27 protein-coding genes and 1 riboswitch are annotated in these 21,255 nt (G+C 41.8%); of the genes, 19 read left to right on the top strand and 8 right to left on the bottom strand.

Annotated elements, in window-relative coordinates; all coding sequences use genetic code 11:
• Positions 1-54: 54 nt before the first annotated feature.
• Positions 55-1,287, bottom strand: a complete 1,233-nt coding sequence (gene fabF / locus MHB38_RS01250) for a beta-ketoacyl-ACP synthase II (protein WP_202734047.1) — start codon at positions 1,285-1,287, stop codon at positions 55-57.
• A gap of 103 nt (positions 1,288-1,390) precedes the next feature.
• Here fabF and MHB38_RS01255 point away from each other — a divergent pair, with 103 nt between their 5' ends.
• Both MHB38_RS01255 and MHB38_RS01260 read left to right on the top strand, forming a co-directional pair.
• Entirely contained in the window at positions 1,391-2,227 is an 837-nt protein-coding gene (locus MHB38_RS01255) for a helix-turn-helix transcriptional regulator (protein ID WP_025206654.1), read from the top strand.
• 177 nt (positions 2,228-2,404) lie between these two features.
• Positions 2,405-2,617 carry a hypothetical protein gene (locus MHB38_RS01260; RefSeq protein ID WP_234922817.1) on the top strand — a complete coding sequence of 71 codons (213 nt, stop codon included), beginning with the start codon at positions 2,405-2,407 and terminating at the stop codon, positions 2,615-2,617.
• Positions 2,618-2,762: 145 nt separating this feature from the next.
• Here MHB38_RS01260 and MHB38_RS01265 read toward each other — a convergent pair whose 3' ends face one another.
• The gene (locus MHB38_RS01265; protein WP_202734045.1) at positions 2,763-3,269 is read right to left on the bottom strand and encodes a hypothetical protein; all 507 of its coding nucleotides are present in this window, start codon (positions 3,267-3,269) and stop codon (positions 2,763-2,765) included.
• Positions 3,270-3,387: 118 nt separating this feature from the next.
• Here MHB38_RS01265 and MHB38_RS01270 point away from each other — a divergent pair, with 118 nt between their 5' ends.
• The 10 genes from MHB38_RS01270 (at position 3,388) to MHB38_RS01315 (ending at position 8,908) form a co-directional block, all read left to right on the top strand.
• A complete protein-coding gene (locus tag MHB38_RS01270; RefSeq protein ID WP_008343888.1) occupies positions 3,388-3,702 on the top strand; it encodes an ArsR/SmtB family transcription factor in 315 nt (104 codons plus the stop codon).
• Between the two features lie 83 nt (positions 3,703-3,785).
• A complete protein-coding gene (locus MHB38_RS01275) occupies positions 3,786-4,214 on the top strand; it encodes a DMT family transporter (protein ID WP_008343887.1) in 429 nt (142 codons plus the stop codon).
• Between the two features lie 13 nt (positions 4,215-4,227).
• A complete protein-coding gene (locus MHB38_RS01280; RefSeq protein ID WP_202734044.1) occupies positions 4,228-4,692 on the top strand; it encodes a DMT family transporter in 465 nt (154 codons plus the stop codon).
• Between the two features lie 122 nt (positions 4,693-4,814).
• Positions 4,815-5,075, top strand: coding sequence for a metal-sensitive transcriptional regulator (locus MHB38_RS01285; RefSeq protein WP_003217059.1), 261 nt, complete (start codon positions 4,815-4,817; stop codon positions 5,073-5,075).
• Positions 5,076-5,200: 125 nt separating this feature from the next.
• On the top strand, positions 5,201-5,683 hold the full coding sequence (locus MHB38_RS01290) for a DsrE/DsrF/DrsH-like family protein (protein WP_148780777.1): 483 nt from the start codon (positions 5,201-5,203) through the stop codon (positions 5,681-5,683).
• Positions 5,684-5,697: 14 nt separating this feature from the next.
• Positions 5,698-6,054 carry a rhodanese-like domain-containing protein gene (locus MHB38_RS01295; protein ID WP_142153704.1) on the top strand — a complete coding sequence of 119 codons (357 nt, stop codon included), beginning with the start codon at positions 5,698-5,700 and terminating at the stop codon, positions 6,052-6,054.
• A gap of 53 nt (positions 6,055-6,107) precedes the next feature.
• On the top strand, positions 6,108-6,665 hold the full coding sequence (locus MHB38_RS01300; RefSeq protein WP_008343883.1) for a sulfurtransferase TusA family protein: 558 nt from the start codon (positions 6,108-6,110) through the stop codon (positions 6,663-6,665).
• Positions 6,666-6,680: 15 nt separating this feature from the next.
• Complete coding sequence (locus tag MHB38_RS01305; protein WP_202734042.1) at positions 6,681-7,808, top strand: MBL fold metallo-hydrolase; 1,128 nt, start codon at positions 6,681-6,683, stop codon at positions 7,806-7,808.
• 34 nt (positions 7,809-7,842) lie between these two features.
• Complete coding sequence (locus MHB38_RS01310) at positions 7,843-8,073, top strand: sulfurtransferase TusA family protein (RefSeq protein ID WP_341002091.1); 231 nt, start codon at positions 7,843-7,845, stop codon at positions 8,071-8,073.
• Positions 8,074-8,131: 58 nt separating this feature from the next.
• On the top strand, positions 8,132-8,908 hold the full coding sequence (locus tag MHB38_RS01315) for a sulfite exporter TauE/SafE family protein (protein WP_017366514.1): 777 nt from the start codon (positions 8,132-8,134) through the stop codon (positions 8,906-8,908).
• 52 nt (positions 8,909-8,960) lie between these two features.
• Here the strand turns inward: MHB38_RS01315 and MHB38_RS01320 are convergent, their stop codons facing one another.
• Both MHB38_RS01320 and proS read right to left on the bottom strand, forming a co-directional pair.
• Positions 8,961-9,137 carry a hypothetical protein gene (locus MHB38_RS01320; RefSeq protein WP_017358723.1) on the bottom strand — a complete coding sequence of 59 codons (177 nt, stop codon included), beginning with the start codon at positions 9,135-9,137 and terminating at the stop codon, positions 8,961-8,963.
• 175 nt (positions 9,138-9,312) lie between these two features.
• A complete protein-coding gene (gene proS / locus MHB38_RS01325) occupies positions 9,313-10,746 on the bottom strand; it encodes a proline--tRNA ligase (RefSeq protein WP_035703007.1) in 1,434 nt (477 codons plus the stop codon).
• 400 nt (positions 10,747-11,146) lie between these two features.
• Positions 11,147-11,246, top strand: a riboswitch (purine riboswitch).
• A gap of 77 nt (positions 11,247-11,323) precedes the next feature.
• Between proS and MHB38_RS01330 the strand changes: the two genes are divergently transcribed.
• Positions 11,324-12,496, top strand: coding sequence for an MFS transporter (locus tag MHB38_RS01330; RefSeq protein WP_017358727.1), 1,173 nt, complete (start codon positions 11,324-11,326; stop codon positions 12,494-12,496).
• 42 nt (positions 12,497-12,538) lie between these two features.
• Here the strand turns inward: MHB38_RS01330 and MHB38_RS01335 are convergent, their stop codons facing one another.
• Together MHB38_RS01335 and MHB38_RS01340 are read right to left on the bottom strand one after the other, a co-directional pair.
• Positions 12,539-12,916 carry a hotdog domain-containing protein gene (locus MHB38_RS01335; protein ID WP_048002330.1) on the bottom strand — a complete coding sequence of 126 codons (378 nt, stop codon included), beginning with the start codon at positions 12,914-12,916 and terminating at the stop codon, positions 12,539-12,541.
• A 137-nt stretch (positions 12,917-13,053) separates the two neighbouring features.
• Entirely contained in the window at positions 13,054-13,821 is a 768-nt protein-coding gene (locus MHB38_RS01340; RefSeq protein WP_050826876.1) for a GNAT family N-acetyltransferase, read from the bottom strand.
• A gap of 207 nt (positions 13,822-14,028) precedes the next feature.
• On the opposite strand from MHB38_RS01340, the gene MHB38_RS01345 reads away from it, so the two are divergent.
• From MHB38_RS01345 to MHB38_RS01360, 4 genes are all read left to right on the top strand, one after another.
• Positions 14,029-14,487 (top strand): MarR family transcriptional regulator, encoded by a 459-nt coding sequence (locus MHB38_RS01345; protein ID WP_202734040.1) that lies wholly within the window; start codon positions 14,029-14,031, stop codon positions 14,485-14,487.
• A 348-nt stretch (positions 14,488-14,835) separates the two neighbouring features.
• Positions 14,836-15,297 carry a DUF523 domain-containing protein gene (locus tag MHB38_RS01350; RefSeq protein WP_017358732.1) on the top strand — a complete coding sequence of 154 codons (462 nt, stop codon included), beginning with the start codon at positions 14,836-14,838 and terminating at the stop codon, positions 15,295-15,297.
• Between the two features lie 29 nt (positions 15,298-15,326).
• Complete coding sequence (locus MHB38_RS01355; protein ID WP_017358733.1) at positions 15,327-15,743, top strand: hypothetical protein; 417 nt, start codon at positions 15,327-15,329, stop codon at positions 15,741-15,743.
• 96 nt (positions 15,744-15,839) lie between these two features.
• The gene (locus tag MHB38_RS01360; protein ID WP_017358734.1) at positions 15,840-16,667 is read left to right on the top strand and encodes an aldo/keto reductase; all 828 of its coding nucleotides are present in this window, start codon (positions 15,840-15,842) and stop codon (positions 16,665-16,667) included.
• 51 nt (positions 16,668-16,718) lie between these two features.
• Here MHB38_RS01360 and MHB38_RS01365 read toward each other — a convergent pair whose 3' ends face one another.
• Entirely contained in the window at positions 16,719-17,801 is a 1,083-nt protein-coding gene (locus MHB38_RS01365) for an iron-containing alcohol dehydrogenase family protein (RefSeq protein ID WP_341002102.1), read from the bottom strand.
• A 199-nt stretch (positions 17,802-18,000) separates the two neighbouring features.
• On the opposite strand from MHB38_RS01365, the gene trhO reads away from it, so the two are divergent.
• Positions 18,001-18,969 (top strand): oxygen-dependent tRNA uridine(34) hydroxylase TrhO, encoded by a 969-nt coding sequence (trhO, locus tag MHB38_RS01370; RefSeq protein ID WP_202734037.1) that lies wholly within the window; start codon positions 18,001-18,003, stop codon positions 18,967-18,969.
• A 343-nt stretch (positions 18,970-19,312) separates the two neighbouring features.
• Complete coding sequence (locus MHB38_RS01375) at positions 19,313-20,932, top strand: APC family permease (RefSeq protein ID WP_024719047.1); 1,620 nt, start codon at positions 19,313-19,315, stop codon at positions 20,930-20,932.
• Positions 20,933-20,966: 34 nt separating this feature from the next.
• Here MHB38_RS01375 and MHB38_RS01380 read toward each other — a convergent pair whose 3' ends face one another.
• Complete coding sequence (locus MHB38_RS01380) at positions 20,967-21,167, bottom strand: hypothetical protein (RefSeq protein ID WP_008343859.1); 201 nt, start codon at positions 21,165-21,167, stop codon at positions 20,967-20,969.
• Between the last annotated feature and the right edge of the window lie 88 nt (positions 21,168-21,255).

Here is a 21,255-nt window from a genome sequence, read left to right on the forward strand (position 1 = left end):
AAAAAACAAGGGTCATAAACCCTTGTCATTTCAGTATTTCACCTTTTTCCTACTTCAATCGTAATGTTTTAACAAGATGGCTGAATTATGTCCTCCAAAACCAAAAGAATTGGATAGCCCATATTTCAATGGAAGCTGTCTCGCTTCCAATACAACATCTAAGTTACAATCTGGATCTTGCTTCTCTACATTAATAGTTGGCGGAATCAATCCTCGTCTCAAACTTTCCACTAAAGCAATCGCTTCTACTCCGCCAGCAGCACCAAACATGTGCCCAGTCATTGATTTGTTTGCCGTTGTTGGAATTTCACCTGAACGATCACCAAATAATTTCTTAATCGCTAGAACTTCTGAACGATCACCTACTTGTGTACTTGTTGCATGAGCACTAATAACATCGATTTCACTTGTTGATATATCTGCACTTCTCAATGCTTTCTTCATGGCTAAGTAGGCACCCCTACCTTCTGGGTGTGAAGCGACCATATGATGTGCATCTGAACTAGCCCCGTATCCCACTACTTCACATAATATCGGCGCATCTCTAAGAATTGCGTTGTCTAATGATTCTAATACTAAGATACCTGCGCCTTCACTCATCACAAAGCCATCTCTATCTGTATCGAATGGGCGGCTGGCTCGACTTGGGTCCTGGTTTCTAGTAGATAGTGCATGTGCGTTTCCAAAGCTAGCCAAAGATATCTGATTGACGGCAGCTTCTGCTCCACCGGCAAATATAATATCTGCTTCATCATTTCGGATCGCATTGAAAGCTTCACCAATAGAGGTGTTCCCGATAGAGCAAGCTGTGACCGGTGACAATGATGGCCCTTGTGCGCCTAATTTGATGCTGACTTGGGCCGCAGCTGCATTTGAAATCATCATGGGGACAAGGCTAGGGCTTACTCTCGATGGACCTCGTTTATCTAATACATTCACCTGATCAACAAGCGATTGTATGCCCCCAATTCCTGATCCAACATATACGCCTAAACGTTCAAGATCTACTTGATCTAACTGTAATTGTGAATGTTCTAATGCTTGTTCGGCCGCTGCTAAGGCAAACTGACTAAAACGATCTAATCGTTTTGCTTCTTTTCTCCCTAATATTTCATCTGCATCGAAATCACGAACGATTCCAGCTATTTTTGTTTTATAATCAGTCGTATCAAAAGAATCAATGAGAGATATTCCCGATTGTCCTTGAACTAGTTGATTCCAAAAGCTATCTATATCATTTCCTAGTGGAGAAATAACTCCCATTCCAGTAATGACAACTCTTTTCATGATCATTCCCTCCTTGTTTTTATTAACTTTAGCCATTGTGTTATCCTATTACAAGTTGTTGTTTATCCTAGTATAATGAATAATATTTTAAAAGGAGACCTTAATGAAACCTGAAACAAGACTTCAAGCATTATCAGAATTTCTAAAGAACCAACGTTCAAAAATCACGCCTCAAATGGTTGGTTTACCTGTAGGAACCCGCCGAAGAACACCAGGACTCAGAAGAGAAGAAGTGGCTCAACTAGCCGGTGTGAGTCTTACTTGGTATACTTGGTTAGAGCAAGGCAGAGATATAAAAGTATCTACTTCGGTATTAGATGCGATTTCTAGTGCATTACAATTAAACAACGATGAAAGGAGATATTTGTACGCTTTAGCGTTAGAGGAAGGTGTGAAACAATCCTATATCATTGAGAATGAGAAGGAAATCAGTCCGGCTTTAGTGAAAATTCTGCAGGAACTTCGTTATTGTCCAACGATTATATCTGATAGAAGAAGTCAGATTGTTGGGTGGAATCAAGCAGCAGCTAATGTATTTTTGGACTTTGAACAAATCATCCCGGCAGAAAGAAATATCATCCGCTTACTATTCGCAAGAAAGGAATTTAAAAGTTTAGCCGTGAATTGGGAGCATTTTGTAAGAGGATATATCGCCATATTTAGAACGTATTATGGACAGTATGTGGCGGATGACTGGTATGAGCAATTTATAGAAGAAATGGAGCAGGCATATCCTGAGTTTCGTAAAATATGGAATGAAAATGAGATCAGCTATGCACCTGAAGTATTAATTGAATTTCGTCATGCTAAGGCAGGTAAAATGTTGTTTAATCTCACTTCATTACAAGTGTATGGGGATACTGATTTAAGATGCAGTGTCTATACACCCGTTGAGGATACTGAAACGGAGCTTAAGTTAAAACGTTTAATTGAAGGCTAGCTATTGTTTGGAGAGATGAGGTATCCTTCCATGTTCAGAAAGTAAATAAATTAGGTATTTATGATAGAAATTATTTTTTTACTTCTTAAAACTTAATTATGACATTTAGCTTCTTTGGGTATCGATGCCGTCTATTCGCTTATCTAATACAAAATAATGAGAACGGACAGAGATAAAATGGATTATGTTTATCAGAAAAAGGAAAAGAAAAACGGTAATTGTGTCATTTCCGTTAGAGATAGATGGGAGAACTCAATTATTGAATTTGAAAAAAAGCAACATCATAATATAGATATAGTGGTTAATTACCGTAATGATAAGACTACGAAGTATTCAATACCAATAGACATTTTTGAAAAAGTTTACGACGATCTGCAAAGAGGTAATTGAGGGGATTTTGGTTCCTTCAACTACCTCCGTGTTACATTTATATTCGCTTTTCTATTCATAACTTCAATTGATCTTTGCTTAACCAAGGTTACGCTTCTACAATCTCTAATAACACAGCATTTTGATGTAACTTGTCAATTCTCCTCTACCTCTTCACTAGTACATATTGTAAGTTTTCTAATTCAAACATATCAATCAGTTCATCGATCCCTTTAAAATCGATATGTTTTCCAAACCGTTTTTTGCTTAGGTCAATTTCTACATCCAATTGATCGTCCTTTTCTTTCATTTCGAGTTCATTTAGACAAGAATAGATTTCGATGGTTTCTCCTTTTGACAGCTCTTTTTCAATGAATTTAAAAAGTGCACGAAGAGAATGAATGATGTCTAATTCATAAACAAAAGGGTGCGTGAATTTGTCTCTTACCTCTTCATAGACGGGATCTAGATAATCAATGTGAATGCCTTCGAAATCCTCTTCTGTTTCAAATACTTCTATCAAAAGATCTTCTTTTTGATAGATTTTGGGCTTTTTTTGTTTTTTATCAAACATGCTGATATTGAGTTCAGAGAATGGTTTATAGGTAGGATTTTGACCAATGGTACCAAGCGGCAGTTCTTTGTTTGATCCAATATAATGCTGTAAAGTCATGGGTTACCCTCTTTCCTTGAAATATTCCTTATAGCGTTGATTATTTCCTTTTTACCAATTTAGAGGTGAATATGCAATGGCTTGACATATCGGTATTTCTAGATATACAATGTCTGCCATGGAACCTATTGATGTGTTTAAGGCATTATCGAATGAAACAAGGTTGAATATTTTAAAGTGGCTTAAGGAACCAGAGAAGCATTTTCCTAAGCAAGGCGCTCATTTACCGAAGGAGGTTAGTTATAAGGGGGGCGTTTGTGTTGGGGATATTCAAGAAAAGGCGCAAATTTCTCAATCAACGGTCTCTAGCTACTTACATTTGATGCAAAAGGCTGGTCTGCTCGAATCGGTACGGCATGGGCAATGGACATACTATAGACGAAATGAAGAATTTATCCAACAGATCGGACAATATATGAAAACAGAGATCTAAAGGATGTGTGATTTCTGTTTTTTTCTATTCTATATATCTGTTTATCTAGATATATAAATATATGAATTGAAGGAGATTTGATGATGCGTTTGATTTTTTATGTACTTGCGCTATTAGCGGGTGCGGCACTTAGTTTTGAAGGAGCCATCTATGCGGAACTTGGGAAGTCGATCGGACAGTTAGAAACGAGTTTTTATAACTTTTTTGTCGGTTCAATTATTATGGGTTTATTGTGGCTCTTTTTTGGCAAAGGTGACCTTTCCTATACGTTGAAGGCACCGAAATGGTCACTGCTTGGCGGAGCGATGGGGGTTGTGTATTTAACGTCTATTGTGGTGAGTGTTCCATTTGTTGGTGTGGGGGTAACGATGGTTGCTGTCATTATTGGTCAGCTGCTGATGAGTATGGTGATTGAGCATTTTGGCTGGCTTGGGAGTCAGAGAACGAGAGTAAACAAAGAGAAGGTATTTGCGGTCATTTCGATGATCATTGCCCTTATTCTTATTCATTAGGAGGAATGTCGATATGGCATTATTGTTAATTTTATTTACTTTCATCGGAGGCATTACGTTAAGTGCGCAATCTTCCATAAACGGTACGTTTAGCAGGAGAGCGGGTACGATTGAAACGACCTTTTTGACCTTTTTAACGGGTACGATGTTTTTGACCATTCTGATTTTATTCTTTGGGAGCGGCCATCTGTTGAATCTCTTGCATGCACCAAAGTGGCAGTTGAGTGCGGCTTTTCTTGGAACGGCTTATTTAATCCTGACAGTGATCGCTGTTCCGAAAATCGGTGTCATTGCTGCGAATATTGCGGGGATTGCTGGTCAGCTTGTCATTGGAATGGTCATTGATCATTTTGGCTGGTTCCATAGCCTAATGATTTCACTTGATCTCAAACGCATATTGGCATTGTTCTTTATGCTGATCGCTCTTTATTTTATTTACAAAGGAAATAAGCGCTCTAGAGAGGAAGCGAGTGCTTAAAGAGAACAGGCTGCTGTGACATTTGCTCTCAGCAGCTCTTTTATACTGATTCATCATGTTTGACTAAATACCTATCAGGGTATACTATCTGATCATAGGGAAAAGAGAAAGGAGTGTTAAACGTGGAGTATAATCAGCAGATGAAGAATCGTCTTCGCCGGATTGAAGGGCAGATTAAAGGGGTTCTTGCGATGATGGAGCAGGGAAAGGATTGCCGCGAGGTGGTGACGCAGCTGTCTGCATCTCGTAATGCGATTGATCGGGCAATGGGTGTGATTGTGAGTACAAACCTTGAACAATGTGTCCGTGAAAGTCTTGAGCAGGGCAAGGATACAGAGGGGCTTGTCAAAGAAGCGGTTGAGCTCTTGGTGAAAAGCCGGTAAGAAATTCCTCAGCCTTTGGAGGTTGACGAATTTTTTTACTTGTTATAATATACCCTTACCGGTATGTGTATATATTTTTTGTTTTCAATATACCCCCACGGGTAATTTATATAAGGAGGATCATGATGGAGGAACAGAAAAAACGAACAACAATTGTTTTATTTAGTGGAGATTATGATAAAGCGATGGCCGCTTATATTATTGCAAATGGCGCAGCAGCTTATGATCACGAGGTGACTATTTTTCATACTTTTTGGGGGCTGAATGCCTTGCGTAAGGAAGAGATGGTGCCACTGAAGAAGGGATTTTTAGAAAAAATGTTTGGTAAAATGATGCCGCGTGGCGCTGATCGAATGGGGCTGTCAAAGATGAATTTTGCAGGAATGGGACCGAAGATGATTAAGCATGTGATCAACAAACACAATGCCATGACCCTGCCGCAGCTCATTGATATGGCGAAGGAACAAGACATCAACCTCGTGGCATGTACGATGACGATGGATCTTTTAGGGCTACAGGAGAACGAGTTACTAGCAGACATTCAATATGCAGGTGTGGCAGCGTATTTAGCAGAGGCAGAAATCGGGAATGTGAACTTATTTATCTAGGGAGGTGTTCATACATGATTCAAACGCTTTTGCTCATCATTGTGATCGCTTTGCTTGTGAGCCGTTTTCTTCCTGTACGGGGTGTGAAACAAATGGACGCAGCTCATCTGAAACCTAAATTGCATAGTCGGCATCAACAGCTGATAGACGTGCGATCACCTTTAGAGTTTCAAACAAATCATATAAAAGGATTTCAAAATATCCCCTTACCACAGTTAAGGAATCGAGCGCATGAGCTTGAGAAAGACAAAGAAATTTATGTGATCTGCCAAAGCGGGATGAGAAGTATGCAGGCGGCTAAATTATTAAAAAAACAGGGATTTACCCACATTACGAATATCAAGGGTGGCATGAATGCTTGGCGATTATAGGTATAAATAGGTTTTAAAATATACCCCCACCCCTATAAAAAGGAGGAAAAACAATGCAGCAACCAACAGCAATTCTAGATGCAAAAGGATTGGCATGCCCAATGCCCATTGTCAAAACGAAAAAACAAATGAATGAGCTCTTGCCAGGAGATGTGCTTGAAGTGCAAGCAACTGACAAAGGGTCTACAGCGGATTTAGCAGCTTGGTCAAAAAGCGCCGGTCATGAATTTTTAGGAACAAAAGTAGAAGGACAGGTGCTTCATCATTTGATTCGTAAAGGCGGAGCGAAACAGGAAGAGCAGTCAATGATTTCGGAAATGTCGTTGAACATGTTTCAACAGAAGGTAAAAGAAGATCAGTCATTGTTTATTTTAGATGTACGAGAGCCAGATGAATATGAAGCGGGCCATATTCCAGGAGCTGTTCACATTCCTCTTGGCGAGGTGGAACAACGTGCTGAAGAATTGAACCGAGAGACGCTCATTTACCTCATCTGTCATTCAGGCAGAAGAAGTGAATTAGCCGCTCAAAAGTTAAAAGAAAAAGGATTTCATCAATTGATCAATGTAGTGCCAGGCATGAACAGCTGGACAGGAGAGATTGAAAAATAGGAGCTGAATGAACCAATGACTGTAAAAGCAATGACAGCAGAACAGTTAACAAAAAAGATCATCAACAAAGAGCCGATCTTTTTGTTGGATGTACGAAACGAATCAGATGTGCAGGACTGGAAAATTGAAGGGAAAGCCGTTGAATATTTAAATGTGCCTTACTTTGAGCTTCTTGATGGCGTAGAGGATATGGTGGAGAACATACCGGATGACCTAGATGTACTGGTCGTTTGTGCGAAAGAGGGCTCTTCTATTATGGTGGCAGAGATGCTGTCAGAGGCAGGCAGAACGGTCCATTATTTGCAAGGCGGCATGAAGGCATGGAGTGAGCATTTAGAGCCAGTGAAGATCGGTGATTTAACTGGCGGAGGAGAGTTGTACCAATTTGTGCGAATGGGCAAGGGATGCTTGTCGTATATGATCATGTCGAATGGAGAAGCTGCGATTATTGATGCAGCTAGAATGACGGAGGTCTATACGCAATTTGCTAAAAAGCATCATGTCACAGTGACGCATGTGTTTGATACGCACCTTCATGCGGACCATATATCTGGCGGGAAAAAGCTGGCTGAACAGACTGGGGCCACCTACTGGCTACCGCCAAAAGACGCCGAAGAGGTGACATTTGCGTACAATCACCTTGAAGAAGGTCAGCGTGTGACGATTGGAGCGGCGGATATTGATATTCACGCCCTTTATTCACCAGGCCATACGATTGGTTCAACCTCTTTTATCGTAGACGACCGTTATCTCCTTTCAGGTGATATTTTGTTCATTGATTCGATCGGACGACCTGATCTAGCCGGTATGGCGGAGGACTGGGTAGGTGATTTGAGGGAAACCCTTTATACGCGATATACGGCGCTTTCGGCAGAATTGATTGTGCTACCTGCACATTTTATGATCGTGGAGGAGCTTAATGAAGACGGGAGCGTTTGGAAGGAGCTGGGCGCTTTGTTCGAAGAAAATCACGGGCTGAACATTGAAGATGAAGACGTATTTAGACAAATGGTCACGCAGGATCTTCCTGCACAGCCAAACGCTTATCAAGACATTCGGTCTACCAATATGGGGAAGCTGCATCCAGACGAGGAAGCGCAGCGAGACATGGAAATTGGTCCAAACCGTTGTGCGATTCGATAATGTTCAATAAAATAAAGAAGCGAGGGATGATCAGATGACATCAGATCACATTTTAGACGTAACCGGGCTTGCATGCCCAATGCCGATTATTCGGACGAAGAAAAAAATGAACGACTTGGCTGAAGGCCAAGTATTAGAAATACATGCAACAGATAAAGGGGCCAAAGCTGATTTGACTGCATGGGCTAAGTCAAGCGGACATGAATTGATCATGCAGACGGATGAAGGGCATGTGCTGAAGTTCTGGGTGAGAAAAGGGTCCTAAAGGGGAGAGGGGTATCTATGAGGGAACCCCTTTTCCTTTTGCAAAGGAGGAGACCAGCGTGGATTTTGCATTTTTCATTACTTTATTTATCATCGGATTTATTGGTTCCTTCTTATCAGGAATGGTCGGAATAGGAGGATCGGTGATCAACTATCCCATGCTGCTTTATATCCCACCTCTTGTCGGAGTGATGGCATTATCGGCTCACGAGGTTTCAGGGATTGGTGCCATTCAAGTACTGTTTTCGACACTCGGCGGTGTGCTGGCGTATCGAAAAAGCGGATTTTTACATCGTCCATTGATTTTATATATGGGGAGCAGTATATTGGCAGGGAGTTTATTAGGCAGCTATTTATCACATTTCCTTCCAGAGAAAGGCATCAATGTAGTCTATGGTCTGCTTGCCATTGTCGCTGTCATTTTAATGCTTGTTCCGAAAAAAGGTCAGCGGGCAGAAGCAGATGGAGAGGTGACCTTTCATAAAGGATTGGCGGCTGGTATTGCCTTTGTGATCGGAAGTGTATCCGGTGTATTAGGTGCAGGCGGTGCCTTTATTTTAGTGCCGGTGATGCTATCGATTCTCAAAATCCCTGTGCGGATGACGATTGCCTCGTCTCTGGCCATTACGTTTCTCTCTGCGATCGGCGCATCGGCTGGGAAAGTGCTGACTGGTCAAGTCATGTTCATGCCTGCGCTTGTCTTAATGGCAGCCAGTTTGATTGCTGCGCCGATTGGGGCGAAGATTGGTCAGAAGATCAATGCCGTTTATTTGCAATGGGCACTTGCCGTGATGATTACAGCTACAGCAATTAAAATCTGGCTGGATTTATTATAAAAAAAAGACCAACAACTGAGAGCAAGGGCTCTTTTCCATGTGTTGGTCCTTTTTATTTCATATCATCGTGCTCGATATACGTTTCAAGTGCAGGGTGGTACTCTTTTTGATAATGAAGATTGGGGCATGTTTTCACGACTTTGCCTTGCAAGGCATTGGACTTCGAGACATCTAATGCTGTTTTACATTTTGGACAACGTTCGTTAAATATTGAGAGCCAGCGCTTCATAGATCACCACTCCAGTTAAAGTCTTAAAAACCGATTATATTAATATGAATTATAGGGGATTGTGTGAAGGAGGTCAATGGATATTTGGCTCTTTTTAACAAAAAAGAAGCATCGTATAAGATGCTTCAGTGTATAGACAAACCCCTGCATTATTTGTAAAAAATTTGAAATATGATTAGTAGGCTTTTGCCCAGAACACCATATCAGAAGCTGGTTTCCCGCAGCAGACACATGTGTCAGAAACGGATTCTTGTTCAAACGGGATACAGCGTGATGTCGCCCCTGTTCTCTCTTTGATGTCGTTTTCACAGTCTTCATCGCCGCACCACATGGCTTTGATCAACCTGTTTTCTTCGGCAAGAAGCTGCTCGATGTCTTCGATTGTGTGGGCGTTTGATGTTTTTTCATGTAATCGTTCTTTTGCTTTTTCGTACATCGTCTGCTGAATGTCTTCAAGCGTGGACGTGATGGTTTGTTCAAGTGCATCTAATGTGACGGCTTGCTTTTCACCAGTGTCTCGTCTTGCGAGCATCACCTGACCTTTTTCCATATCCTTTGGTCCTACTTCTACGCGTAATGGGATGCCCTGCATTTCGCATTCGTTGAATTTCCAGCCAGGCTGTTTATCACTTGCATCGATGTCAGCGCGTGCGATGCGGGCGAGTCTATCCTTTAATTCATAGGCATGATCGAGGACACCTTCTTTATGGGAAGCAATTGGCACAACACGTACTTGGGTTGGCGCAATGTTTGGCGGCAGGACAAGTCCTCTGTCATCGCCATGCACCATGATCATAGCGCCAATAATTCTTGTGGTGAAGCCCCATGATGTTTGCTGGACATGCTCTAATTTTCCTTCTCGATTTAAAAATTCAATGCCAAACGCCTTGGCAAATCCGTTGCCGAAGAAGTGAGAAGTGGCGGTTTGCAGGGCTTTTCCATCATGCATCAAGCTTTCAACCGTATAGGTGAAGCGGGCGCCAGCGAATTTTTCTTTCTCTGTTTTCCTGCCTTTAATGACAGGGATCGCTAGAAGCTCTTCACAAATAGACGCATAGATATGAAGCATTCTTTCTGTTTCTTCAATCGCTTCTTGCTCAGTCTCGTGACAAGTGTGCCCTTCCTGCCAGAGGAATTCAAGGGTTCTAAGGAATGGACGTGTTGTCTTTTCCCAGCGGACGACATTGGCCCATTGGTTATATAGCTTCGGTAAATCACGATAGGAATGAATGATGTTTTTATAATGCTCGGCGAACAGCACCTCGGATGTTGGTCTGACGCAGAGTCTTTCCTGTAATTCCGAATCACCGCCATGTGTCACCCATGCCACTTCAGGAGCAAAGCCTTCGATATGATCTTTTTCCTGCTGGAGAAGGCTTTCTGGGATAAAGAGCGGCATATAGACATTCTCGTGACCCGTTTCTTTGATTTGACGATCAAGTTCGTCGCGAATATTCTCCCAAATTTTAAAACCGTATGGCTGAATGATCATACTGCCTCTAACGCTTGAATAATCGACGAGACGCGCCTTTGTGACAACATCTGTATACCACTGGGCAAAGTCGTCTTCCATGCTTGTAATTTTCTCAACAAATTGTTTCTTTGACATCGTCTTTTTCCTCCTTTTAAAAAAACAAAAAAGCTGTGCTTTAAGTTAGGGACCATTCCTGGTGGTACCACCCTAATTTAAAGCACAGCTTTACACTCGATCATGATAACGGTATGAACCGCTGTATGAAACAGAACTAAATCGGCAGGTTCACTTGAAGATGTCAGTAGGAACTTCTCAGCACCGTTCCCTCTCTGGTAAAGATCGATTCAAGCTACTATTCCAGATCTACGTTGATTCTTGTTCGTTGATTTTTCATCAGTTTACCTGTAAATGGGGGAGAAAGCAAGTTGGTCCGCAAGTTCATTTCATGCCCTTCTGAGGTCGTTTATGTTGCTGAGCCATTGGCAGACACTTTCTGTTTTTGCAGCTTGCACGTTATGGAAGGCTATGCTAATATATTTGAAGAAAAAAATAGACTTGTATAACCTCAATAATATGGTTTGAGGGTTTCTACCAGGATCCGATAAATCCTGATTACAAAAGCGCGCTTTCCTTTTTTGTAATCAGGGTTTTTTTGTTTGTCTGCACCCTGTATCAAAAGTGAAAGCCATGATATAGAGAAGGGATGTTAGACATGAACTGGAGAGTTTATTTATTAGCTGTTTCTACTTTTGCGGTTGGATTAGTTGAGCTTGTGGTCGGGGGCATTCTGCCAAGTTTAGCAGAGGATCTCAATGTGTCTCTTGCGACAGCTGGGCAGCTGATCACGGTATTTGCGATTGTGTATGCTATTTCAGCACCGGTGCTACTGACCGTCACAGCCAAAATCGAACGAAAGCGTCTTTATTTAATCGCATTATTGGTCTTTACATTAGGCAATGTATTCACATATTTTAGTTCCACCTTTGCCCTTGTCATGATCTCTAGGGTCTTGATTGCCATGAGTACAGCGCTTGTTGTGGTACTATCATTGACGATTACCGCCAAGCTGGTGGAACCAGCGCATCGAGCGAAAGCATTAGGTCTGATTTTTATTGGGATTAGCTCATCACTTGTTCTCGGTGTACCGATCGGTATTTTTATTACAGAGAGCTTTGGCTGGAGAGTGATGTTTTTAGGAATCAGTATTCTGTCAGCCATATCTATGGTACTCATTTATTTTCTATTGGAGAAAATGCCTGTTGAAAAAGTCACGCCGCTTAAAGAACAAATTCGTTCTTTAGGGCATCCGAAAATTTTCAGTGCACATTTGATTAGTTTGTTCATGCTTGCTGGTCATTATATGCTGTATTCTTATTTCACGCCATTTTTGATGGAAGTTCTGCATATGACTCCGTTTTGGATTAGTATTTGTTATTTGGTCTTCGGACTTGCGTCGATTGGCGGGAATGGGTTTGGCGGCTGGCTGAGTGACAAACTAGGATCAGGAAAAGCCATTTTGCTTGTGACCATGGCGTTTGCCATTGTGATGTTTATCCTTCCTTATACAGCGGGAGTGTTTATGCTCTTTATGGTGATGGTTGTCCTATGGGGTGCTCTTAGCTGGGCACTGACACCTGCTTTGCAGAGCTATTTGATTCAAACAGACCCTGTGACGTCTGATATTCAGCAGAGTTTGAATACATCCGCTTTGCAAATTGGGATTTCCATTGGATCAGCCGTGGGCGGTGTCATGTTTACAATGACCGGTTCATCTGTTGATTTGGCTAAATTCGGCGCTGTTTTTGTGCTGATTGCCTTTAGCTGTGCAGTGATTTCATTAAAGAGGCCGCCGCTTTATATGGATCGTCAGCATCACGCTGAATAGAAGAGAATAAGATCGTTTAGCTGCCTCATCATAGGCAGCTTTTTATTTTTTGAAAACCACACCTTCGCTTTTACCAGTAATGACTTCTTCTCCATGCTGATTGATATAACGGGAAAAAAGGTAGACTCGATGGTATTTTTCAAGGGGTTCTACCTTGGTGACGGCCATCTGACAGGTAATGGTGTCACCTGTATAAACAGGGCGTATGAAGGTACATGTCATCTCTTGACCGATAAAATGAAACTGCCCGCCAAGTTTCGTGGCTAGACTTGCTGTGAGAAAGCCGTGTACCATGAGCCTGCCTTGATCATCTAGCTCGGTATGATGTTTGCCAAGATCACCTGTCATCTCGCCAAATTGGATTACATCTTCATGCGTATAGGTTTTGCTTGTTTGAAATTGATCGCCTGGTCGAACCATCTGTTCTTCAGCTCCTTTTTTTAAATGTACCAAAGGAGTGAATGAATGTACATTCATTTTTGTGATGAGATGTTAGAGGCAAAGAAGAGACAGGATGCCTTTCTTTGCCCTTGATAGGTCAGGAAAAATGTCATCTTCTATTCAAAAATAACCATTTCTCCAATTGGATGAAATCCGGCACGCTGATAGATATGTTTGCCGTCATTTGAGGCTTGTAACATCACACACTTTTGTTTGTTATCTGTCTGGGTCAGAAGGTAATGAAACATGTCACTGCCAAGTCCTCTTCCGCGGTGTTCTGCCTTTGTGATGACATCATAAATACCGTAGCTGTCTGTTGTTTCAATCAATAAGCCCGTTGTGACCGGTTTGTTGTGTTCATATCCAACGAACATGCGTGTACTCGGGTGTAATCGTTCAATCGAAAAGCGCTGGAAATAGCTGTTTAAAGAGATTGCCTCAGGTGATCCTTCGAAAAGTTCGATAAATAAATGTTGATAATCGAGAAAAGTTTGATCGTCAGTCACTTCCTTGATCGTAAGCGATTGAGAGGTCCTTTGATCGATGTCGTTTGTATGTTCAAACATCATGATTGTATTGCGTTCCACTTCTTGAAGCCCATATTTCTGCATGATATTCGACCAATCGGGATGGAGCAGGCTTTGAGTGATCCATGTGCTGAATGTTAGCTGCTGTTGCTGCATTTGTTCGATGGCAGCTTCCACTTTTTGTTGATCTTGTATGTGCGCTGAAATGGGTAATAACAAATTGAACGTGTCAGTTGATATATGCGTGTTTGATAGAACGAAATCCTCCGTTGATAGGAACGATCCGTTGACAACAGAAGAAAACAAATTTATTTTTTCTTCTAACTGGCGAATGGCCATTTGCTGCTCTGTTTTCATTCTCTCACCTTCTTTTTTTGATTGAGGGTTACCTATCATAAATGATAGCAAAGAAAAGGAAATTGTGCCGTCTCTTGTAATCTAGTAAAAAAGTTCTTTTATTTATCAGGTCTGATGACCCATTCTTTTCCTCATCCCCACATTTCTTTTGACTCCTTTATTGATTATTAGTACCATTTTATTAACCAGTTAAGAGTGGAGGTTCAGATGGAAACAAAAGAGCAGATTGTCTTAAAAGCGATTCAAGATTTGATTATGCATAGGGAAAAGAAACGGAACGATCCAACAGATCCACTGATTACCACGACTGATACACTCAAGCAAGATTGGACACTTACACAGCTTCATATTTTATCTATGATTCAAGCAAACCCTAACGAATCCAATAATACATTTCTTTCACAACAACTAAAACTATCAAAACCAGCTATTACAAAAGCTGTGAAAAAGCTCATCGAAAAAGGCATGGTCGACTATCGCCACCGGCAAGGTGACAAGAAATCCGTCTATTATTCACTCACAGAGGAAGGCACACAGCTTGCGGCACTGCATGATGAGCTTCATGAACAGGCAGTCTCCTCCTATTTAGAATTCCTCCATGAATTTAATGAAGACGAACTACAGGTTATTGAGCGCTTCTTAAAGGCTTGGAAGGAAAAGATATAAAAAACGAACCGAAAGCTTTCTATAAACTAGATGCTTTCGGTTTTTTTATGGTAAAATTAACATATATTGACGTTGTTCGTGATGATGATTGAGGGAGGGTGCCGTGTTGGTGAAAGAGATGATGGAAAATTTTAAGAAGTATGTTTTTATCATGCCGTTCGTCGGATTGTTTGTCAGCTTGCTATTATTTGTTTATTTTTTTGGGATGACAGGAGTTGAAGGGTCCATGTGGGCGGCTGTTTTGTATTGTGCTCTGCCCTTTCTGATGTACACGATACTCTGTTTGCCTTTATGGATTTATTTTAAAGTCAGCAAAAAACGTTCAATACAAAGAAATGAGGAACATACATGATCGTTGTCAGTGCTTGTCTTGCGGGATTAAAGGTCCGTTATAATGGCAGCCATCGATTAGATCAACTTATCGAGGAGCTTGTGCAGGAAGGAAAGGCGGTAACAGTTTGCCCTGAGCTGCTTGGTGGTTTCTCTACACCAAGACCTCCCGCAGAAATTATTGGTGGAGATGGTCATGATGTCTTACGAGGGCAGGCTTCTGTTGTTGATGTTCATGGAACAGATGTGACAGAGATGTATGTAAAAGGTGCACAAGACACGCTTAAGCAGGTTCAGACTCTTGGCGCAACATCCGTCGTGTTAAAAGAGTACAGCCCTTCTTGCGGAAGCCGGATGATCTATCGGGGAGAGTTTAACGGGAAGACAAAGGCTGGGGACGGTGTGACGTCTGCCTTGCTGAAACAGCATGGGATTCAAGTATTCTCTGAGGAGGATGATTGGACCTCGCTGTTTGTATAGGGATGGCGTGAATTGAAGGAGGAGTTAGGTTGAAGAAGTGGATCATTGGTTTAGTAGTCGTTATTTTCATCGGAATAGGTCTTTATTTTATGATCAATGCCAAAACATATGCTTTTGATGATGTGGTCTCGATTGATAAAGATAAAGTGACTTCCATTCAAATTGAGCATGATGATGAGCGCGTTGTGGTGGATAAGAAAGAGGATATTCAAAAGCTGCTGAAGAAATTTTCGGGTATTCAATTAAAGAAGTTAACTGGATCTAAAAAAGAAACAAAAGAATCTTATTGGATCAGAGTGTACGAGAACCAAAAGCAAATGTATGGTCTGATTTTTTATGACCAAAGCTTTTTAGATACGTATGATGGTTCTAAAACAAAAAATCGAATCAGTGAATACCAAATTGTTGATGCAAATCAAGTCGATATGGGACAATACATCAAATAAGATCATTCAGTCTATGAATGGTCTATTTTCATGCATGATCTTTCGCACATTCGGGTATAGTGCATGGTAAGCAAAAATGAAGCGGAGGTTTGTTTGATGAGTGGATTAACAGATACAGTCACATTAGCAAACGGAGTGAAAATGCCGAAGCTTGGCTTTGGTGTATGGCAAGTAAAAGATGGGGATGAGGCTGTAAATGCAGTCAAAGACGCACTTGAAGCGGGCTATCGCAGTATAGATACAGCAGCGGCCTATCAAAATGAAGAAGGTGTTGGCAAAGCCATTCAGCAATCAGGCATCTCTCGCGATGAGCTGTTCATTACGACAAAAGTCTGGAATAGTGATCAAGGGTATGAGTCAACGCTTGAAGCCTTTGAAACGAGTATGAACAAACTAGGTCTGGATGTATTGGATCTTTATTTAATCCATTGGCCGGTTGAAGGCAAATATAAAGAAACGTGGAAGGCGCTAGAAAAGCTTTATAAGGATGGCCGTGTGAAAGCCATTGGCGTGTGTAACTTCCATCAGCACCATTTAGAAGATTTATTAGAAGAGGCAGAAGTGGTGCCAATGGTCAATCAAATTGAGCTGCATCCGAAGCTGACGCAAGAGCCTTTACGTGACTACTGCAAGGCAAAAGGCATTCATGTAGAAGCATGGTCGCCATTAGGCAGCGGGAAACTTCTTAATCATCCGGTGCTTCAAGATATTGCGAAAAAGCATGAGAAGTCAGTGGCGCAAGTCATTCTTCGCTGGGACTTGCAGCATGGCATTATCACCATTCCGAAATCGGTGACGAAGAGCCGAATCATCGAAAACACAAACGTATTTGATTTCGAGTTGTCCGCCCATGAAATGAGTGTCATTGATCAGCTCAATGAAGATGAGCGCACGGGTCCAGACCCAGATAACTTCGATTTTTAATAGAAAGAAAGCACGGGCGGGATGCCTGTGCTTTTTTATTTGCCCCTATGTTCAGACCGTCTTTTGGGGCTGATAGGTCTCAATGATTTGAATGGCGTCGACAATTTGCTCTTTCGTATAGTCTCCAATCAAACAAAAGGTTTCATCTTTACGTGCAGCATGGTTTGCCACTGTATGTGCTGCTTCCTCTAGCTGAGCTGTGATGCCAAGATCACGCATCGTTCTAGGTAATCCGAGTGTTTGATAGAGCTCAAGTAATTCTTCTACTTCCGTCATACGGTTTTCTGCGGCAAGCTGGACGAGAATGCCATAGGCCACTTTTTGTCCATGTAACACATGATGTGTTTCATCAATAAATGTTAATCCATTATGAACAGCATGGGCTCCTGCCATTCTGCCATAACGTCCTCCATAGCCGCCGACTGTTCCGGCTAACGTAATGATCGTATCTGTTACATCTGCAAAGGCTTGAGAAAGCTGACCTGTTTTTAAGCTGCTAACGGCTTCTTCACTATGAGTCAGAAGAATGTCACGAACGTACACTGCCTGCTTTAATGCAGCATGTACCATGAGCGGCAAGGTGCCTTTTGTGTTACGAATAATGGCTTCCGCTTCATACCATTTTGCCAGTGTATCCCCAATTCCGCTTTGTAGATAGGAAAGAGGAGATGAAAGCAAAAAAGTATGATCAATTAACGTGAGATAGCTGGACCGCTTATGATAGTCGACCCTCATGAAATTTCCCCTGTCATCATAAATGACGCTGAGCGGTGTAGAAGCCGCACATGTCCCAGGAATCGTCGGCACCATGATCACTTCAATTTGGAGAGCGTCGGCAACAGACTTTGCTGTATCTAAAATCGTGCCACCACCGATCCCGATGATCACGTCTGAACTCTTGAGTTCTTCCGCAATTCGTATGATCGCATTTGGTGAACTGTAACCTTTATGCTGAACAATAGGCCACTCGGATGGAAGCTTTGTGTACTGTGAAAAGGCTTGATATGAGTCATATCCTGTCACTATAGCAGGTGAGTGAAAAGGAGATGCAAGTGACTCGAGTTCGTGATAAATTCCTTTTTGAGAAATAAACTGGTTAGGACCGCTTCTGACGATCTCTTCTGGCTGGATCAATGATTTATGCTCCTTTACGAAATCATATAGTTCTTAAATCATCTCATTTTACAGAAAGTTCTGTCAAATAATCAGGCAATATGAGACCATAGACCCTTCCGTTTTATGGAATTGAACTGCTGACATTGCCTTAAGGTATGTATTTCCTGTATGATATAAAATGGTATGTTTTGATTAAATTTAAGAGGTGTTTATATATATGGAAAAACAATATCGTGTATTACTTTACTATCAATATGTCCCCATTGAGGATCCAGAAACATTTACAGCAGAGCATCTAGCATTCTGTAAGGAACTTGGTTTGTTAGGTCGTATTCTTGTTTCATCTGAAGGCATAAACGGAACCATTTCTGGTACCATTGAGCAAACGGACAAGTACATGCAAGCATTGAAAGAAGATCCACGCTTTGCGTCCATGCCAATTAAAATTGACGAAGCAGATGGTCATGCGTTTAAGAAAATGCACGTCCGTCATCGAAATGAATTGGTGAATTTAAGTCTTGAAGATGATGTGAATCCGCTAGAATTAACGGGGAAACATCTCAGCCCAGTTGAATTTTACGAGCAAATGCAATCACCTGATACGGTCGTGATTGATGCACGTAATGATTATGAGTTTGATGTCGGTCACTTCAGAGGTGCTGTGCGCCCTGACATTGAGACATTCCGTGAATTGCCTGAGTGGATTCGTGACAACAAAGAGATTCTTGAAGGGAAAAAAATTCTGACGTATTGCACAGGCGGCGTACGCTGTGAGAAATTCTCAGGATGGTTAAAGCGTGAAGGCTTTGAAGATGTATCCCAGCTTGACGGTGGAATTGTCACGTACGGAAAAGACCCGGAAGTTCAAGGAAAGCTATGGGACGGTCAATGTTATGTGTTTGATAACCGCCTAACGGTTCCAGTCAATCAAACAGAGCACGTCGTGGTAGGAAAAGATTTCTTCACTGGCGAACCTTGCGAGCGTTATGTGAACTGCGCGAACCCTGCATGTAACCGCAAAATGATTGCAACAGAAGAAAGCGAGCATAAATATATGCGCAGCTGCAGCCATGAATGCCGCACAAGCGAACGTAACCTTTATGTGAAACAGCACAATTTATCTGAAGAAGAAGTTCAAGAAAGACTAGCTGTCATTGAAAAAGAACAAGCAATCTCACAAGGATAAGAGGGTTTCCCTTTTATCCTTTTTTCTTTGAATGATACGAGTTCAGAGGGAAGAGGAAGTCATTTCCTCTTTCTTTTTTGTTTTGTTTTTTTCAAAATAAGGGTAAAGGTAGTTAATCAGTCTAATAGATTGAACAGTTGAAAAAGCGCTTTCTTTTGAAATAAGCATGTTCGACTATTTCAGAAAATGGAGAATTGAGAGATAATATAACAGGCAAAAAAATGAACAAAGATAAAAGTTCAGATCAGAAAGTATTTGCCAATGGAATGAAAGGTGAGCTGCTATAAAAGAAAGGCGCTTGCTCGACACATGCTCTGTATTTTAATCGAAAGGTGTTATGAACATGAATCATTTGCATCGTAGGATGGGAACTTTCGCTTTAATGATGGTAGGTCTTGGCTCAATCATTGGTTCAGGATGGCTCTTTGGTGCGTGGCGGGCTGCTCAAATCGCCGGCCCTGCTGCTATCTTGTCATGGTTGATCGGGATGGTTGTTATTTTATTTATCGCATTGTCTTATAGTGAACTCGGGTCGATGTTTCCAGAGGCAGGCGGAATGGTCAAATATACGCAATATTCACACGGCTCTTTTATTGGATTTATCGCCGCTTGGGCAAACTGGATTGCGATTGTCTCAGTGATTCCTGTTGAGGCAGTGGCTTCCGTTCAATACATGAGCTCATGGCCTTGGGAGTGGGCAAAGTGGACAAGCCATTTGGTCACAAAAGGGGTTTTGACGACCGAGGGGCTCATGGTGGCAAGTGTGCTGCTGGTGATTTATTTTCTGCTCAATTATTGGACAGTTGGGTTGTTTTCAAAGGCGAATACATTCATTACGGTTTTTAAAATCGTCATTCCAGGATTAACAATTGGTGCGCTCTTATTCGTAGGTTTTCATAGTGAGAATTTTACTTCTGGAACAAGTATTGCGCCGAACGGCTGGGCGAGTGTGCTGACAGCTGTCGCAACATCAGGGATTGTGTTTGCTTTTAATGGCTTTCAAAGCCCGATTAATATGGCAGGAGAAGCGAAAAATCCAGGGCGTTCGATTCCAATCGCCATTGTTGGATCGATTTTGATTGCAACGGTCATTTATGTGCTGCTGCAAATCGCTTTTATTGGCGCTGTCGATCCATCAATGATTGTGAATGGCTGGGGGCATTTGAATTTCAACTCGCCATTTGCTGACCTTGCCATTGCGCTAGGAATCAACTGGCTTGTCCTTATTTTATATGCAGATGCGTTCGTTTCTCCTTCTGGAACAGGGATTACGTATACGGCGACGACGTCTCGTATGATTTATGGGATGGAAAAAAACAAGTACATGCCGAGTGTACTTGGTCGTCTGCACCCAATTTATGGTGTGCCTCGTCCAGCGATGTTTTTTAACTTAGGCGTATCGTTTATCTTTCTGTTTTTGTTTAGAGGATGGGGGGTTCTCGCTGAAATTATTTCTGTGGCGACCCTGATTTCCTATTTGACAGGACCTGTGACAGTGATGACGCTGAGAAAGACGGGAACAGATTTATATCGTCCATTGCGGATTAAAGGGCTCAGCATCATTGCCCCGCTTGGTTTTGTCTTTGCATCATTGACACTGTACTGGGCGAGATGGCCGCTGACGGGTCAGGTGCTGTTCATTATTCTCATCGGTCTGCCAATCTATTTTTACTATCAAGCAAAAGCGAAGTGGAAGGGCTTTGGCCGTCACTTTAAAGCAGGTGCTTGGATGGTTGTGTATCTTCTTGTGATGATGACGATTTCCTGTCTCGGCAGTGATAAATTTGGCGGTTATAACGTCATTCATTATGGCTGGGATATGGCGCTCATTGCAGTTGTGGCGTTGTTATTTTATATGTGGGCACTCAAAAGTGGATTTGAAACAGAGTTTTTAGAAGATGCGAAAAAAATTAATGATGAACTGCGTGCTTCTCAGAAAGAAGCCGCCTCATCTAAGGAATAACGGAAGGGCTGCCTGAATACTGAGGGCAGCCTTTTTATTTGGATGGATGATCCATGACATGCTGCTTTAGCCAAGTGGTAACGCCGTGTAGAACGGTGGCTGTCACAAGACAGATAAGCGCATATCTCCATAGCTGATCTAAGCCTTGTCCACTAAGCCAAAAAACAATACCTAGAATAAAGAGAGTCAGAATGAACATGAATAAAAAAGATGCTGACCAGAAAAAAGCCTTCATCGAAGGTCACCTCCTCGGGGTATTGTATGCAGGCCGAGGGAGGATCAGACCAGCAAGAAAGAAGGGAAAATATCGTGAAATCTATTTC

This window comes from Bacillus sp. FSL K6-3176, from assembly GCF_038003325.1.
Classification (GTDB): Bacteria; Bacillota; Bacilli; order Bacillales; family Bacillaceae; genus Bacillus; species Bacillus altitudinis.